This window comes from Mycobacterium sp. AZCC_0083, from assembly GCF_014202335.1.
In the GTDB taxonomy this organism is placed as follows: domain Bacteria; phylum Actinomycetota; class Actinomycetes; order Mycobacteriales; family Mycobacteriaceae; genus Mycobacterium.
Genome location: NZ_JACHGP010000003.1, coordinates 1 through 16,509 on the forward strand (window position 1 = coordinate 1; position 16,509 = coordinate 16,509).

At 63.6% G+C, this 16,509-nt stretch carries 17 protein-coding genes; 2 read left to right on the plus strand and 15 right to left on the minus strand.

The genetic code is table 11. The features are described from left to right. Positions 1-16: 16 nt before the first annotated feature. The 12 genes from HNP02_RS07040 to HNP02_RS07095 form a co-directional block, all read right to left on the minus strand. Entirely contained in the window at positions 17-385 is a 369-nt protein-coding gene (locus HNP02_RS07040; RefSeq protein WP_184436620.1) for a 1-acyl-sn-glycerol-3-phosphate acyltransferase, read from the minus strand. Further along, a complete protein-coding gene (locus tag HNP02_RS07045; protein ID WP_309241453.1) occupies positions 382-2,316 on the minus strand; it encodes an NAD(P)/FAD-dependent oxidoreductase in 1,935 nt (644 codons plus the stop codon). The genes HNP02_RS07040 and HNP02_RS07045 overlap by 4 nt, the downstream gene beginning before the upstream one ends. A 243-nt stretch (positions 2,317-2,559) precedes the next feature. Then, a complete protein-coding gene (locus HNP02_RS07050) occupies positions 2,560-4,143 on the minus strand; it encodes an aldehyde dehydrogenase family protein (protein ID WP_184436622.1) in 1,584 nt (527 codons plus the stop codon). After that, positions 4,143-4,619: a MaoC family dehydratase gene (locus tag HNP02_RS07055; RefSeq protein WP_184436624.1), complete on the minus strand. Its 477-nt coding sequence runs from the start codon at positions 4,617-4,619 to the stop codon at positions 4,143-4,145. The genes HNP02_RS07050 and HNP02_RS07055 overlap by 1 nt, the downstream gene beginning before the upstream one ends. Next, positions 4,616-5,830, minus strand: a complete 1,215-nt coding sequence (locus HNP02_RS07060) for an acetyl-CoA hydrolase/transferase family protein (protein WP_184436626.1) — start codon at positions 5,828-5,830, stop codon at positions 4,616-4,618. The genes HNP02_RS07055 and HNP02_RS07060 overlap by 4 nt, the downstream gene beginning before the upstream one ends. 41 nt (positions 5,831-5,871) lie before the next feature. Continuing rightward, the gene (locus tag HNP02_RS07065) at positions 5,872-6,297 is read right to left on the minus strand and encodes a nuclear transport factor 2 family protein (protein WP_184436628.1); all 426 of its coding nucleotides are present in this window, start codon (positions 6,295-6,297) and stop codon (positions 5,872-5,874) included. Between the two features lie 16 nt (positions 6,298-6,313). Further along, positions 6,314-6,739, minus strand: a complete 426-nt coding sequence (locus HNP02_RS07070; RefSeq protein ID WP_309241455.1) for a MaoC/PaaZ C-terminal domain-containing protein — start codon at positions 6,737-6,739, stop codon at positions 6,314-6,316. Beyond that, entirely contained in the window at positions 6,736-7,140 is a 405-nt protein-coding gene (locus HNP02_RS07075) for a MaoC family dehydratase N-terminal domain-containing protein (RefSeq protein ID WP_255506308.1), read from the minus strand. Before HNP02_RS07075 ends, HNP02_RS07070 begins: the two co-directional genes overlap by 4 nt. A gap of 38 nt (positions 7,141-7,178) precedes the next feature. Then, on the minus strand, positions 7,179-7,601 hold the full coding sequence (locus tag HNP02_RS07080; protein WP_184436640.1) for an OB-fold domain-containing protein: 423 nt from the start codon (positions 7,599-7,601) through the stop codon (positions 7,179-7,181). After that, a complete protein-coding gene (locus tag HNP02_RS07085; RefSeq protein ID WP_184436642.1) occupies positions 7,598-8,764 on the minus strand; it encodes a thiolase domain-containing protein in 1,167 nt (388 codons plus the stop codon). Before HNP02_RS07085 ends, HNP02_RS07080 begins: the two co-directional genes overlap by 4 nt. Further along, positions 8,764-9,657, minus strand: a complete 894-nt coding sequence (locus HNP02_RS07090) for an SDR family NAD(P)-dependent oxidoreductase (protein ID WP_184436644.1) — start codon at positions 9,655-9,657, stop codon at positions 8,764-8,766. The genes HNP02_RS07085 and HNP02_RS07090 overlap by 1 nt, the downstream gene beginning before the upstream one ends. Before the next feature lies 1 nt (position 9,658). Next, on the minus strand, positions 9,659-10,894 hold the full coding sequence (locus HNP02_RS07095) for a cytochrome P450 (RefSeq protein ID WP_184436646.1): 1,236 nt from the start codon (positions 10,892-10,894) through the stop codon (positions 9,659-9,661). A 298-nt stretch (positions 10,895-11,192) separates the two neighbouring features. Here HNP02_RS07095 and HNP02_RS07100 point away from each other — a divergent pair, with 298 nt between their 5' ends. Together HNP02_RS07100 and HNP02_RS07105 are read left to right on the plus strand one after the other, a co-directional pair. Continuing rightward, positions 11,193-11,516 (plus strand): 2Fe-2S iron-sulfur cluster-binding protein, encoded by a 324-nt coding sequence (locus HNP02_RS07100; protein WP_184436649.1) that lies wholly within the window; start codon positions 11,193-11,195, stop codon positions 11,514-11,516. Continuing rightward, complete coding sequence (locus HNP02_RS07105; RefSeq protein WP_184436651.1) at positions 11,516-12,793, plus strand: NAD(P)/FAD-dependent oxidoreductase; 1,278 nt, start codon at positions 11,516-11,518, stop codon at positions 12,791-12,793. Before HNP02_RS07100 ends, HNP02_RS07105 begins: the two co-directional genes overlap by 1 nt. Positions 12,794-12,823: 30 nt before the next feature. Here HNP02_RS07105 and HNP02_RS07110 read toward each other — a convergent pair whose 3' ends face one another. The 3 genes from HNP02_RS07110 to HNP02_RS43655 form a co-directional block, all read right to left on the minus strand. Then, the gene (locus HNP02_RS07110; protein ID WP_184436653.1) at positions 12,824-13,132 is read right to left on the minus strand and encodes a hypothetical protein; all 309 of its coding nucleotides are present in this window, start codon (positions 13,130-13,132) and stop codon (positions 12,824-12,826) included. A 107-nt stretch (positions 13,133-13,239) separates the two neighbouring features. Next, positions 13,240-14,856 carry an AMP-binding protein gene (locus tag HNP02_RS07115; RefSeq protein ID WP_184436655.1) on the minus strand — a complete coding sequence of 539 codons (1,617 nt, stop codon included), beginning with the start codon at positions 14,854-14,856 and terminating at the stop codon, positions 13,240-13,242. Continuing rightward, positions 14,856-16,484 carry a GMC family oxidoreductase gene (locus HNP02_RS43655; protein ID WP_184436657.1) on the minus strand — a complete coding sequence of 543 codons (1,629 nt, stop codon included), beginning with the start codon at positions 16,482-16,484 and terminating at the stop codon, positions 14,856-14,858. Before HNP02_RS43655 ends, HNP02_RS07115 begins: the two co-directional genes overlap by 1 nt. Positions 16,485-16,509: the final 25 nt, after the last annotated feature.

Genomic DNA, 16,509 nt, shown 5'->3' on the forward strand with positions numbered 1-16,509 from the left:
TCCGCCACCACAGCACCTACGACGAACACACCGCCTGGGCACACCGCCAACCCGCCAAAGCCGCTTGACACCTTACGAACCTGGGATGTCTAACCAGATCGGCGGCCGGGGTGCGGAACAAGATGTCGGCGGTAAGGGTATACACCGGCCGGTCATAGCCGAACCGTTCGTAGAAGTCGACGGCGAAGACCGGCATGTCCATTGCGATCACGCCCCCGGAATGGTTCGACACCACCAACGCTCCACCGGGCGGAATCGATTCCAGGCCCCGCGCCTCGGAGCGATGCCATCGCTTGGCAAGCGGTCGCACGATATTCATGAAGCGTTGAGTCAGCTCTGGGTCCGATTTGGCGATGTCGCCTTGGGCGGCGCGGGTGCCGCTCATCCTCGCACCCCCACGTCGCCCAGCGCCGGTTCGGTGACGAAGTCTGCCAACTCCGCATCGTGGGTCTTCAACCAGTAGTCGACGACGCGGTACGGCGAATTGTTGACAACCCGTCCTCGCTTGTTTCGGTAGTAGGTCGTCATCCCCGGATGGCTCCACACCATCTTCGAATGCGCTTCGTCGACCTCGTTCACCCAACCGTCGTGCGCCTCAGTTCGGCATTCCACTGCGCCGATGCCACGTTCGATCATCTTCGTGATGACATCAATGATGTAGCGGCCCTGCGATTCTCCGATGAAGAAGTATGAGCCGCCTGCACCGGAGTTCGTATTGGGGCCATACATCAGGAACAGGTTCGGAAAACCCGGCACCGTGATGCCTAGGTACGCGGTCGCGTCGTCGTCGCCCCAGATGTCGCGCAGCCGCTTGCCGCCTCGCCCGACGAACTCGATCGGCTGTAGGTAGCGGGTCGTTTCAAAACCGGTGGAGAACACCACGACATCGGTCTCCACCTCATCACCGCTCTGGCTGACGACACCGCGATTGGTAATGCTGTCGACACCTTCGGTAAGCAGTTCGACGTTGTCACGCTTGAGCGCAGCGAACCAGCCGTTGTCGAGCAGCATGCGCTTTCCGAACGGCGGGTATTGCGGTAGGCACTTCTCGATCAGCTCCGGCCTGTCTGCGAGCTGGCCCTCGAGATAGCGGGTGAAGTAGCGGCGATGGCCATCGTTGACGGCGTTGAGTGAGCGGCCCGAATGCTCCCATTGCGGGTCGATTTGCAATGACGGATGAACTCGATCGTTGAAGACCCACGCGAGCCGGAAGCGATACCAGGCCTGGTAGTACGGCACGTGGTCCATCAGGTAGTGCACATCCTCGGGTACGGGTGCGAAGTATTCTGCGCACGGTCCGACCCACTGGGGAGAGCGTTGGAACACGGTTACCTGTGAGACCTTGTCGGCAATCGCCGGCACCACCTGCATCGCGCTGGCACCCGTGCCGATCACCGCGACACGCTTCCCGGTGACGTCCAAGTTCTCCGGCCAGTTCGCCGTGTGGAACATTGGTCCGGTGAAGCGCTCCATGCCCGGGATGTCGGGGGTCTTCGGTTTGTTGAAGAGCCCGACGGCGCTGATGAGGAGGTTGGCGGAAACAGCACGCTCCGAGCCGTCACTGTCACGGGATGTGAGCTCCCATGTTTGCGTTGCTTCGTCGTACACCGCCCTGGCGACTTCGGTGCCGAAAATGATATGGCGCCGCAGATCGAAGTGATCGACAGCGTCTGCGATGTACGCCGCCATCTCGTTGCGCTTGGCAAAGTGGGTCGACCAATGTCGCGGGAAGAAGGAGAACGAGTACAAGTAGCTGGGCGTATCGACGCCTGCGCCGGGGTAGGTGTTGGTGAGCCAGACGCCGCCGACCTCCTGCTCGCGTTCGAGGATGACGAACGGGATTCCCAGCTCGCGCAACCGGACCGCGGCAATGATTCCCGAGATTCCCGCACCGATGATCGCGACCCGGAAGTCCTTGGGGTGTAGCGGTTTCGGCGGCACTGTTGGGACCAACCCCATCTCGTCACGCATGACCCGTTCATATTCGTCCGGAATCTCCTCGGCCATGCAGATACTCAACATCCGGCGCAGCAGTTCGGGATTCGGTATCGACACGGCCGCGGCCCGGCCGATGGACCAGGCCATGATTGCCGACGCGGCGGACGCGCGAATCTCTTCGGCGATCCCGGGCGGAAAGCCACCCGCGTCATTGGGACCCAAGCCCGAGGAGCGCACCGGGCGAAAGGGATCGTCGAGCCAACGCTGATCGCCAGTCAGCTGAAATAGCACCATCGTCAGCGTGGGCAAATTGGCAACACCCAGAGCCCGCTTCAACCGCGCTTCATCGACCGGGCAGTGCGGCTCAATCATCGACATGGCACGCCTTCTCCTCCGGTTGCCTGGGCCCGACCGACGGCCTCAGGTGCCTAATTTCAGTTAGATTTTACATTTATTGACGGTAGAGGACAACACGCTAATTGACGACTTTGGTCGTCCTATACAGGTGCTTTTCGTCACAGAACAACCACCTAGAGGACAAATCAGTCGTAGAAACCGGTGGTGTACTCAGCGGGACGGGTGGCCACGCGTCATGTGGGCCACGCGACGACACTCCAGCGGTCAACGCCCCAGTCGGCGCCGCCAGTCGTGGGCACCGAGCAGGCGCACCAGCTTGGCCTGGATCTTGCTCTTGCGAGGTGCATACGGGTACCAGTGCGGCTCCGCACTGAGATGGACCCGCTCGGAGACCACAGACTGTTGTCGGCAGAACTTGAGGATGCCGGCGGCACCGCCGGAGCGGCTGCCCACACCCGATTCCTTCCAACCACTCATCGGAATGGTCAGTTGAAAGGTGCTCATCATGACGTTGTTCTGGTTGACCGCACCGGCCTCGAGCTGGCGTGTGATCCGGTCGCAGCGTCGTGAGTCGCGCGTCCACACGCTGGCACTCAACCCGTAACGCGAATCGTTGGCCAGCCTCACCGCTTCGGCTTCGTCGGCCACCTTCATGATCGGCAGGGTGGGACCGAAGGTTTCGTCGCGCATGCACTGCATGCTGTGATCCACGTCGACGAGGACGGTCGGTTCGAAGAACTGACCGTCTCGGCCGCGCTTTCCGCCGGTGAGCACCCGCGCGCCCTTAGCCACCGCGTCGTTGACGTGTTCTTCGACGATGTCCAGTTGAGCCGGCGTACACATGGCCCCGACGTCAGTGCTGAAACTGCCGTCCTGGTCCATGCCTTGACGAAGGCTCTGCACCTTGCCGGTGACCTTTGCGACGAACTCGTCGAACACCGGGGCTTCCACGTAGACGCGCTCTACCGAGATACAGATCTGGCCCGAATTCCACATGGCGCCCCACGCTGCGGCGCTCGAGGCGCGATCGATGTCGGCATCGGACAACACGATCATCGGATCCTTGCCGCCCAGTTCAAGACTGCAGGGAATCAGTCGCTCACCCGCACGGGCGGCAATCTTGCGTCCCGTGTGCGTCGAGCCTGTGAACATGACCATGTCGACTTCCTCGACGACAGCCGCGCCGGTCTGTGGGCCGCCGGTCACGTTGGCCAGGACGGGGGGTGCCCCGATGTCCTCCAGCCAGCCTCTGGTGGCCTCCCCCCACGTCAATGGGGTGAACTCCGATGGCTTGAAAAGCACTGCTGCGCCTGCCATCAACGCTGCCACACCATCGAGCATCGGACCGCCCAGCGGGCCGTTCCACGGAGTGAGCATCCCCACGAGCTGATACGGGCGGGCAAAAACACGCAGTTTCTTGGTCAAGCCGCCAGCTCCCCAGCCAGCGATCTTGCGGTCGGCGAGGAATTCGGCGGCATGCCCGCTGTAGTAGTTGATCAGGTCCACCGCCATGGAAATCTCAAGCGAGGCGTCACCCCATGACTTGCCGGTCTCTTCCTGCATGATGCCGACCAGACGGGATTCGTTGTCCAGGATCCAGTCCAGGAAATTACGCATGTGGATCGCCCGTCCGTTCGGGCCGAGCGCCTCCCACGCTGGCTGGGCCGCCCGGAGTTGTGCGGCAGCGGCAGCTACAGCGGCGGGACCCAGATCGGGGACACACCCCACCACCCGCCCGTCAGCGGGGCAGCGAACCTCGATGACTGCGCCGTCGCCGGCGAGATCGCCCTCTCCGGACCGGGGATCTGCTTGTGTTGTAGCCACTTTCAACTCCTCTGCTATCGACATCACTGGCTGGCTTGGCTGGCGCAGAGCACCAAAGCGGCCCGCCGCGCAGTACAGACAGCTTCTCCCCGCTGGTTGCGGCCACGGTGCTCGAACGTCACCACTCCCTGGCCCGGTCGTGAGGTGGACAACCGTTTGTCGACGATCTCGGTCTCGGCCGTCAGGGTGTCCCCGGTGAAAACCGGTGTGGGAAAGCGGATCTCGGAGAAGCCAAGATTGGCGACAGTGGTTCCTTCGGTGAGGTCGGCGACGCTGAGGCCCACCACGGTCGACATGGTGAACAAGCTGTTGACCAAGCGTTGGCCGAACTCCTGGGTTTGCGAGAACGCCGCATCCAAGTGCAGGCTTTGGGTGTTCATGGTCAGGGTGGTGAACAGCACGTTGTCGGCCTCAGTCACGGTGCGGCCGGGTCGGTGCTCGTAGACGTCGCCGACGATGAGTTCTTCGAGATATTTGCCTCGGCGACGGTGGACGGTCACAACATTGCCTCTTCGTTAGATGCCAACGCCTGCCGGTGGTCGGGATGGGCGATGGCAATCAGTGCCTGTCGTCGCTCAGCCAAGCTTCGACCATCGAGGCGAGCAACTCCGTACTCGGTCACCACGATGTCGACCATCGATCGGGGGATGGTCACGGTGCCGACAGCGGCGACGATGCGTGACCGGGACCCGTCGGGTGTCGTTGATGGCAGGGCGATCACGCGCATACCGCCGGGCGAGCGGGTGGCTGCGTCAATGAAGTCGAGGCTGCCGCCGATGCCCGATATCTGGCGCCCACGGATCGTCTCACTGTTCACCTGACCGAGAATATCCACCTCGATCGCGGTGTTGACCGACACGAATCGCTCTGTCCGCCCCAGACCAACGGCATCGTGGGCGATCGAAGAAGGGTACACAGCCACCGCAGGGTTACGGTCGGCGAATCGCATCAGTCGCTCAGTGCCCATCAGTTCCGGGGACATGATCGCGGGCTGATCACCGCTAGCCTGGATGATTCCCTGATCGAACAAGTCCACCATCTCATCGGTGGCCATCCCCATGAACCGGACGCGCCCGAGATCCGCCTCGGCCAGTGACGCCACCACCGCCTCAGGAATAGCACCGATGCCAATCTGCAGCGTCGGATTGCTCGGCAACAGGTTCACCACATGTTCTGCGATGCGATCGCTGACGGCGCTGGGCTTGGCCGAAACATACTGGGGCGTAGGGTCGGCGGTGTCGACAAGGGCATCGAAGATCGATTCGTGGACCATGGTGTTGCCGAACGTCCACGGCAGGTCTGGATCGACCTCACCGATACGCACGCGCGCCAATCGGAGCGCATCGAGTCCGTATCCAGCGGAAGGCCCCAGTGAGTGGAAGCCGTGCCGGTCCGCCGGGGTGACCCGTACCAGCGCGACGTCCACGCCCCACGTTGCGAGCAGCGCCGCGATCCTCGAGGCTCGAACCGGCACGAAGGTGACGACGCCGTCGGCGACCAGTCCCTTGACCGGTGCTGTGACGTGCCATGTCCGGTACTGCAGTGCCCCACTGGTGACGGACCCGAGGAAGGGGTAGTCGCCCAGGAGCAACCCTGAGCTCAACGTCCACTCCCGCCCGGGGGCTTCCTTGTCGACTGTCTGGAGCATCGTTGTCGGCGCACCGCAGCCGGGCGCGGCGACGATATGTGCACCGTCGTCGACCAGCGTCATGGCTGTGACAGGGTCGACGGTGCGAGCGGCGGCGCGACTCATTACGGCCTTGCCGTTGCCGCCGCAACGGCGTCCTCGGAGAACGCCTCGTCGAAAGCAGTTCCGTCGAACTGGAATTCGTCAACCTCGATCACCCGACCGCCCGCAATCCGATACACCAGGCACTCCCGAAGCCGAACCGAGTTTTCGCCTACCTGAACGATGCCGTACTGATAGGCGGCGGCATAGTCAGCGCTGGCGGTGATGTCGATGACGTCGAATTGGGCTGGGCCGGTGAAGATTCGCTTCATCTTGCCGAAGAGGGTCAAGATCGCGCGGCGACCCTCGTAATCGCCGGACAGCACGTTGTGACCAGGCACCCGCCACACGCAGTTCTCATCGAGGACTGCTTCGATTTCATTGCGGTCCTGGTTCGACAACGCAGCCATTAGCCGGCGCACGACCAGGGCGTTGGGATGTTTAGTCACAGTGGCCTCCGATGAGTCAGATGCGGGCGCTGGCGCTGCCCGACAGCACGGTGACGCCGTGCTCGTTGGTGGTGACGATGTCGATCTCGGCGAAGCGGGCGTCCGGCGCATCACGCAGCTCCCGCACCGTCGCGACCGCGTGCAATGAATCACCGGGCCAGACCGGGTTTACGAAGCGGACCCCATAGCGAACCAGCCGCTCGCGGCCTATCCACTCGGCGAGGACTAGTTCGGTGGCAGCCATGGCTAGCATCCCGTGAGCCATCACACCGCGATAGCCGGCGCGTACCGCGTATGGCTCGTCGGTGTGGAGCGGGCTGTAGTCGCCGGAGGCGCCGGCATATTGCACGATCTGGGTGCGAGTTACCTCAGCGATGACCGTGCGTTGGCGGGTGGCTCCGACGACCAGATCCTCGCCCACAGACGCGGCCCCACCGCTCACTGTTCAACCTCGCGGACAGCGAACTCGGTCTCCACCAACACCATTCGTGATCGAAGTACGAGTTCGTCCGCGGCGTCGCGGTAATCCTTGAGGATCTCCCGGAATAGCAGGTCGCCCGCACGGCGGCTGTGCTTGCGCCAGGTCGCGTTCTCGTACTCGGTGACGGTCAGGTGGTCACCCACGCGCACGTGTGCGAAGTACTCAAACTCCTGCTCCGCGTGCAAGACGCTGCCACCGATGCGTGATGTGGTGTCAGCCAGTGCCCCGGACGCCCGCAGGCCGAGCATGTGTGTCGGGTCGAATTGCGCTGCGGTACTCGGGAAGGTAACCGGAATCACCGTTCCCGGTGCCGGTACGCCGTCGCCCATTTCTTCGTCGCCGACGGCGCGGGCAAACACCATGACATGACCCGGTTCGACTCGAAAAGTGCAGGTGCCCATTACGACTCCGACACCGTCGGCCGGAATCGCGGCAGCGCGCCGCCACCACCGGTGTCGGAGAACACCACCTCGACTCGCTGCCCGATGGCGAGCCCGGCTGGATCGCAATCGATAATGTTGGACACCATCTTCGGGCCTTCGTCGAGCTCGATCATTGCCAGGACGTACGCGCCTGCGTTCGCATACTCCAGAATCCCGCGACTGGTGACGGTGTAGCTGTATATGGTGCCCCGCCCCGATGCCTCGAAGTCGATCAGGTTGGTGGAGTGGCATTGCGGGCACACGTAGCGCGGGTAGTAACACGCCTGCTCGCAACCACCGCAGCGTTGCAACAGCAGGGTGCCGGTGAGGGTTGCCGCCCAGAACGCCGCCGTTTCCGGAGCGATCTCGGGAGTCGGTGCGGGCAACTGTGGGGTGCTCACGCGTCCTCCCGCCCGAGAATGACGGTGGCATTACCCATCCTCGTGGAGAGCCAGCCGCCGGTGCCGTGCGCCAGTGCCAGGGTGCAGTCGGGAACCTGCACTGCCGGATGCGCTTCGCCGCGAAGTTGTCGCACGGCCTCGATCATCTTGGTCATCCCGCCACGGTTGGCTGGGTGGTTGTTACACAGTGAGCCACCGTCGGTATTGAAGGGCAACCGACCATGCGGGGCTTGCAGAGCACCGTCCAACACGAACTTGCCACCCTCACCTTTCGCACAGAAGCCCAGATCTTCCAGGGCCAGCAAGACCGTGATGGTGAACGAGTCGTATAGACCGACGTAATCGATGTCGGCAGGACTTACACCGGACTCGGCGTAAGCATCCGCACCCGAACGCACGCCGCCGGTCACGGTGATGTCTTGCCAACCGCCCCTGGTGTGTTCCACGGCTTCCCCATGGCCCAGCACCTTGACGCAGTGCCGGTCCAGCTCCTTGGCGACTTCTTCAGCGACGATGACGAGCGCACCGCCGCCGTCGGTGACCACGCAACAGTCCAGCCGGTGCAGCGGGGAAGAGACCATCGGGGAGTTGACCACATCGTCGACCGTCACGACGTCAGGGAGCATGGCGTTCGGGTTGTGTTGGGCGTGTACCGAAGCAGCGACCTTGATCTCGGCCAATTGCTCACTGGTGGTGCCGTATTCGTACATGTGCCGCTGGGCGGCAAGGGCATACAGCGCGCTGACGTTGGCGCCGAAGATCGGCTCGAAGGCCTTTTCCGGGGGTTCGCCCATCAACTGTCCGGGCGCCCGCAGTGACGTCGTGCGTGGGCGGCCGCCCAGAGTGATCAGCGCGACCCGGCACTTGCCTGCGGCGACTGCGGCCGCAGCGTGCCCGACGTGTGACATGTAGACCGACCCGCCCATATCCGTGCTGTCCATATGACGCAGGGTCAGCCCGAGATAGTCGGCCATGGCCAGGCCGCCAAGGCCCGGCGCGTCCCCGCCGCAGAAATAGCCGTCTACGTCGCCAAGCCCGAGTCCCGCGTCGGCCAGCGCGCCGAGAGCGACCTCGGCGTGGATCTGCGGGATGGACGTGTCAGGAAGCTTGCGCCCCGGATGTTCGTAAGCCCCGGCGATGTAGGCCTTGCCCCTGATCGACATCAGGCAAAGGGGTTCGGCGGTGCGGCGTCGGTGATGGGCCGGAACTGAGTTTCGACTTCTTTGGCCAACCTTCCGAGGTCCCATGGCCCGTCAGAGGTCGTAGTGACCAGCGGCTGTGGATCGCTGTACAGCGACAGCTCATACCCACGCGCATGGATGACGTGCCCGTTGCACCAACCGGACTGTTCAGAGGCGAGGTAGGCGGCGATCGGTGCGATGCTGTCGGGCGACAGCTCGTCAGCCCCCGAACTGTACGCGTCGGCGTCCTTGAAGGTGGCCGTCATCCGCGTGGCCGCTGCAGGCGAGATGGCGTTGGTGGTCACTCCGTATTTCTTCAGTGCCACCGCACACGAGTAGGTCAGCCCGACGATCCCCATCTTCGCCGCCGAGTAGTTCGGCTGGCCCGGGGCTCCGTGCAGGCCGGCCCGCGAGGTGTAGTTGATGATCCGGTTCTGCGCGTCCGGGTCGCCGATCTTTCGCCAATGCGCCGCCGCCGGTTTGATCGTGTTGAAGTGCCCCTTGAGATGAACCCGGATGACGGCGTCCCACTCTTCCTCGGACATGTTGAAGATCATCCGATCGCGCAGGATGCCAGCCACGTTGACGAGGATGTCGAGTTTGCCGAACCGCTCGATGGTCCAGTCGATGAGGTCTTTGGCGGCGTTGTGATCCGAGATGTCGGAACCGTCGGTCACCGCGGTACCACCCGCTGCCTCGATCTCGGAAACAAGTGCGGCGGCTGGACTTTCGTCTGCTTCCAGCCCGCTGAGCGAGGCACCGATGTCGTTGACGACCACGGTGGCCCCCTCGGCGGCAAAGAGTTTCACCACGGCACCACCAATCCCGCGCCCACCGCCGGTGATGATCGCCACGCGTCCGTCAAGGGTTCCCATATCAGCGCTCCACACGGATCGGGAGGGCCACCGGCCCCCTGGCGAAGGATGGCCGATACTTGACCTCATGGCCGGGTTCTAGATGGAAGACCGCCAACTCACTGATGGCACGAACCGCGGCCTTTATCTCACGGCGGGCCAGGTGGTTGCCCAGGCAGCGATGAACACCTGCGCCGAATGCCAGGTGCGCCGAAGCGTTGGGCCGCTCGAAATTCAAGGTGTCGGGATCGGCGAATTTCTCCGGATCACGGTTGGCCGCAGCCCAATTGAGGAGAATCCGGTCACCCGCTTTCATCGGGCAACCCCGTAGCTCCGTGTCGGCGGTCAGCGTGCGGCCAGCGGTGGGAACCGGCGACTCGAAGCGCAGGAACTCCTCTATGTGGCGATCGACCACCTTTTCCGGCGCGTCGCGCAAGCTCTCCCGCAGAGTGTTGTCCGTGGCCAGAATGCGGGCGACGCTCGCCAATCCGCCCATGGTTGTCTCCATGCCGGCCATGATGGTCATGTTGAGCGTCTCCATCCTGGTCCGGTCGTCTAGCTCGAGTCCGTCATCGAACGTGCCGGTGCCCAGGTGTGCGATTACGCCTGCGAGATCGTCCGTACGACCTTCGGTGCGGCGCTTGCCCAGTAGCTCGGCACAGAACATGAACAGCTTGGGCGCTGCTTCCAGCGCCTTCTCGGGTTGCGTCATCAACACGTCAAGAACCTCGAGGACCCAGCCGATGTCCGACGCCTTCTGATCGAGGAAGGTCTCGAAGAACACGATCGGTGGCAGCTGAGAGGTGAAGGCGCCAACGAAGTCCACCGGGCTGTGCTCGACGCACGTGTCGATCAGGCCGTCGACCGTCGTCCGAATACTCGGCTCGGCCGCGGTCAGCGCCTCCGGCGCGAAGAACGGGTTCAAGGCCTTGCGCACACCGCGATGCAGCGGTGGGTCGGTTTCCAGCGGAACCATGCGCAGGATATCGAGGTCGAACTGAACGGGCGTTGCCCCCTCGGCGCTGCTGTAGCCGTTCCAGTCGACGGCTGCGTCCATGACTTCTTTGTAGGTGTTGATCACCCAGAATCCTGAGTTCTCGGCGCTCCAGTGTGCTGTGCTTCGCGCGACGGGGCACTTCTCCCGAAGCCCATTCACCCGCGGCCAGTAGTCATCGGCCAACTCCGGGTCCAAGGGATTGAAATCAACGGTCGGCGAACTATCCACCGAGGCCGACGCGACGACGTCGTGATCATTCATGATGCGGCTCCTGTCTGGACTCAACTCGCCGAGCGCACTAGCGCTCGGCCGGATCCGCCGCACTGCCCGGGCGTGCCCCGCGGCGGATCTAATTCTGCGTCGGATTAGAACTATGCCGTTTGTATCTCGCCTCCCCATAGATGTCAAGCACATCACACTTGTTGCGGTATTGACGCAGGACAAGCTATTTGGTGCCGAGCACGCATCACTGCAACCGCTGCGGCGCGCAGAGAATCCGATGGACAAAAATCGGTTTCGGTTTAGACTAGCCAAAAGCAGGAGAGGAGGGAGCGAGCCCGTGGTGAAAGTGACCTACCTGCGGCCAGGCGGCGAGGTAACCATCGTCGAGGTCGCCGAGGGGACCTCGGTGATGCAAGCGGCCACGGCCAACGACATTCCCGAGATCGTTGCCGAATGCGGCGGCACCCTGGCGTGTGCAACCTGTCACGTCTATGTCGACGACGATGACGTCAGCCACCTTGACCCGCCCAGCGCGGACGAAGAGGAAATGCTCGACTACACGGCATCGCCGCGCGAATCGAATTCCCGGCTGAGCTGCCAAATCACCGCGGGACCCGAGCTGGACGGGCTCGTGGTGCGAGTACCTCCGACGCAGTACTGATGTCGACTTCTACGGTCATCATTGCCGGTGCGGGGCAGGCGGGGTCCCGCACTGCCGCAAGTCTGCGGGAGCTGGGTTTCGCGGGTCGGATCGTGCTGGTCGGCGACGAACCACACCCGCCCTATCAGCGACCGCCGCTGTCCAAGGCTCACCTCACCGGCGCGGCCGCGCGCGACACCCTGTGGCTACACCCGAGCAGCTTCTACGAACAGCACGACATCGAGTTACTCCTCGGCGAATCGGTGCGCCACATCGATCGCATCGAAGGCCGGGTCGGGCTCGATGGCGGCGCGTTGCTCGACTACGACCATCTGGTGCTCGCGCTGGGTGCCCGCAACCGCACGCTGCCGCTGCCCGGAGCCGAGCTCGACGGGGTCGTTGGTCTGCGCACCCTCGCCGAAGCCGACGACATCCGCAACCGCATGGGAAGCGCTCGTCACGTCATCGTGCTAGGCGGCGGCTTCATCGGACTGGAGGTGGCCGCGACGGCGGCCAAACTCGGTCTCCAGGCCACCGTGGTCGAGATCTCCGACCAGTTGATGGGGCGGGTGCTATCTGCGGAAATGGCGGGCTACATCCTCGACGCACACCGTTCCCGCGGGCTTCATGTCGAACTCGGCACCAGCGTGGCCGCCGTGACCGGCACGTCAGGCCGGGTCAGTTCGGTAACCACGACCGATGGCCGCGAGTTCCCGGCCGACCTGGTTCTCGTCGGCGTCGGCGCAATACCGAACACGGGCATCGCCGAGGACGCTGGCCTTGAGGTCGATAACGGGATCGTCGTGAACGAGTACCTTGCCACCGACGACGAGCAGATTTCTGCGGTCGGCGACTGCACGTCGTGTCCCAATCCATTTGCCGGCGGCCGCCGGGTGCGGTTGGAGTCGGTGCATAACGCCACTGCGCAGCCGCGTTCTCTGGCCGCCCGGCTCGTCGGACGCCCCGAACCCTATGACAGTGTGCCCTGGTTCTGGAGCGATCAGGCCGATCTGAAGCTGCAGATCGCCGGGCTCGGCACGGAATCGAATGACACCGTGCTCCGCGGAGACGTTGACGGCGGCCGCTTTTCGATCTTCACATTCCACGACGGTGTGCTTGAAAGCGTCGAGTCGCTCAACCGGCCCGGTGACCACATGGCGGGGCGCAGGCTGCTCGCACTGAGAGATGGCCTCACGCCCGAACAGGCCGGAGACCCCGCTTTCGATCTCCGTGCCCATGTTGCGGCACAGTCGGGCGCACCGGTCGCGGCCGACCGTCGTGCGCCAACGCCGGGCTGAAGAGAATCAGGTCAGCGCGTTCCGATGCGGTTACCCGCCTGGACGCATGGTGGCAACGATGCGATCGCGAGGCGCGTTGGTTGCGCCAGCGCGGACGATGCCCGAACTCGATTTCGTCGCGTGGTTTCGTGGCTCGTCGTGCACCGCTACGTGCTCACGACCGAACGCTTCGTATGCGGCGATGATCAGCTGGGACGAGGCGTCGGGGTGAGCCTGCGCGATGGCTGATATCGCGTTGATCGTGTGCGGGCCTAGGCCCGTCGCCGTGATCACGACGCGGCCGGTCGTAAGCGAGTGATGCAACGACAACCGGAACTGCTCGCTCAGGTTAGTGGGCATGGCTGAAGCCAGCACGGCTCGTGCGGTCACACCGCGGGGAAGGAGGAATGCTCGGCTGGGCACGTCGAGCACGTTGCAGTTCGGCCATCTTGGATGCCTGTGAGACTTCAACGCCTGCGGCGGTCGGAGCGCGCTACCACGAGACCGAGTTTGTCGAAGTCGAGAGTGGTCGCGGTGATACCACGTTCGCGCAGCTTGAACTTTTGCACGCGACCGTTGACGTTGGCCGGCAATGATTCGAAAACCTCGAAGTAGCGCGGAATCGCGTAGTACGGCATCGACTTTCGGAAGAATTCGAACAGCTCCCGCGGTTCGATCTCCTTTCCCTCCACCAACACCAAACACGCTTTGACGTCGTCCTCACTGAGGTCGGACGGAACGGCGTGCACTGCCGCCTGTGCGATCGAGGGATGCGCACAGATCGCGGACTCGAGTTCGATCGAGGACACGTTCTCGCCGCGGCGGCGCAACGAGTCCTTCTTTCTGTCGGCGAACCAGAAGTACCCCTCCTCGTCGACGCGACCGCAGTCACCGGTGTGGTGCCAGAGATTTCGGAACGTGCGCACTGTCGCAGGGTCGTCGTTCCAGTACCCGGAGAAGAGGCGGAACGGTTCGTCGGGCCGCACGACGATCTCACCGGGTTCACCTGCCGCGACCTCACGATCGTGGTCATCGACGATCTTCACCTGCAGGCCACTGGTCAGCTTCCCCATACTCCCGGGGTGACGTTTGTCGCGCGGATCGCCCAGCAGCACCGGCCAGCATTCCGACTGGCCGAACACTTCGGCGAATGGGGCGATGCCGAAGCGCTTTTCAAATTGCTCGATGAACTCGGCTGTCGAGGGCATGAACGTGATGTGGCGCAGTTTGTGGTTGCGGTCGTCGTCGCTGGGCGGCTGCGCCATGATCACCATCCCCATCGCGCCCATGCCCATCGCGGTCGTTGCGCCGGTCTCGCGAATACGTGCCATGTACGTAGTCGCGTGGAAGGCGGGTTCCACGATGGCTGATCCGCGAACGGCCAACGCCGCTGCGACTAGCCACGTCTGGCCGCTGAAATGAAACAGCGGATTGGCCCCGAAGATGATGTCGCCCTTCTCATACCAGCCGTATTCGATGAACACGTTGATGAGATTGCAGTAGTAGCCGTGGGTGATGGTGCAACCCTTCGACGGACCGGTCGTACCCGAGGTGTAGATGATCGTGCATACATCACTGGGTTCGATGTCGGGCTTTGTGAAACCCGCAGGGGCGTATTCCAACTGGGTGTACAAGAGGTCGGGCTGCAGTGTTGGGCGCTCCTCGGGCTCCCCCACCAGAACCAACCGCGGCCGCTCGGTCAGAGTGGGAAGGATCGGCATCAGCAGGTCCAGCGCCGCACTGTCTCCGATGTAGAGCTTGGGGGTGGTCTGGACTAGCTGATGGCGAAGGAAATCGCCACGCAGGTAGGTGTTGAGTGGCACCTGGATGGCCCCTGCCTTGGCAACGGCGTAGATCAGCACGATGTACTCGAGGCGGTTGGGCAGATTGATCGCGACCCGGTCACCCTTTTCCACGCCTGCCGCGTGCAGCGCCGCAGCGACGCGGTCGGATCGCGCGTCCAGTTCGCCGAGACTCACCCAATCGCTGTCGCATTGGACGAACGGCCGACCGGGGTCAAGTCGGGCCTCGGCGGTGAGCCACGCGCCCAGGGTCAGACCGGGCTCGGAATCGTCGTCGGCCATCACATGCTCCGTTCGGGCACTCGCCGCGCACCGAGGATCAACTCGGCAGCGCGTTCACCGATCATCATCGACGGGGCGTTGGTGTTGCCTCGAGTGATTCGTGGCATGACACTGGCGTCCGCGACTCGCAGGTTCTGGATGCCATGCACCCGCAGTTCGGGATCGACCACGGCAAGGTCGTCGATCCCCATCTTGCAGGTGCCCACGGGATGATAGGACGGCACCACCGTCTGGCGTACGTACTGTTCCCAGTCGGCGGCGGTGCGGCATTCGGCCTCCGGCGCCAGCTGTCCATCGGTGATGGCAGTCATCGCCGGTTGCACCATCACGCGCTGCACTTCCCGCAGGCCGCGCACGCAGTCGCGTAGGTCGTCGGGATCGCTGAAGAACTGGTGCGCGATGCGAGGCATCGATTCCGGCGACGAGTCCCGCAGCGTGATCGAGCCACGAGCGCGTGGCTGCAGGAAGGTCGACGAAGCAAGGAACCCCTGTTCCCTGGCTGGCTGCACGTTGAACATGCCGTTCTCGTCGACTCCACGGGTGATGGCGAACGGAACGAACTGCAACTGCAGATTGGGTGCCTCCAGGCCAGGCTCGGTGCGCGCCATGCATTGGACCTGCACCATCGTCAAGGCCAGCAGGCCGCTGCCGTTGCGCAGATAATCGACCAGTCCCTTCGCCGCGGTTTCCACTCGCATCTTGTTGATGGTGGGGATCGTTGCCCGCCACCGCTGCATCAGGTACGGATGTTCCTGCAGGTTCTGCCCGACCCCGGGTAGATCGAGCGTGGTTTCGACATTGGCATCGGAAAGTGCTGCATGTGAACCGATCCCGGATAGCTGCAGCAGGCGCGGCGACCCGATGGAGCCCGCACTGAGCACGACCTCCTCGCGTGCCCGCACCTGCGTCACAGCGCCGTCGTGGCGATAGACGACACCAACCGCTGTCAGGCCTTCGAGCAGGATTCGATGGACATGGCTTTCCGTGCGCACGGTTACCTTGCCCTTGGGTGCGACGCGGCGCAGGTACTCGCGCGACGCTTGAGAGCGGGTGCCGCGGCGATGGTTCACCTGGGCGAGTGCGACGCCGTCCTGATAGGCGCCGTTGTAGTCGGGGTTGCGCTGGTAGCCCGCCTGCACGCAGGCGTCCAGATACGCCATGTTGGCCTGGCCGCGGTTGGTCTGCACGTTCACCGATATGGGACCGGAATTGCCGCGGAACTCGTCGGCGCCGCCTTCCCAGGTCTCCATTCGCTTAAATGAAGGCAACACCGAATCGTAATCCCAACCGGCACAACCCTGCTTGGCCCAACCGTCGTAGTCGGCCCGGTTGCCGCGGACGAACACGCATGAGTTGATCGAACCGCCCCCGCCCATCACCTTTCCGGCCATCCACGCCTCGGGACCACCGGTGCGGCTCGGGTCCGGCTCGGCCGGGTATTTCCAGTTCACTTTCTGATACGCGATACCGACCGCGGCCGGAATCCGCACATCGATGCGCCGATCGCTGCCACCGGCTTCCAACAGCAGCACGTCGGCGCCGCCCTCGGCCAGTCGGGCCGCGACCACCGATCCCGACGACCCCCCACCGACGACGATGTAGTCGAAAGTCTCACCGCTCTTGGTCACCTGTCGGCATCCTTCCTGAATAATA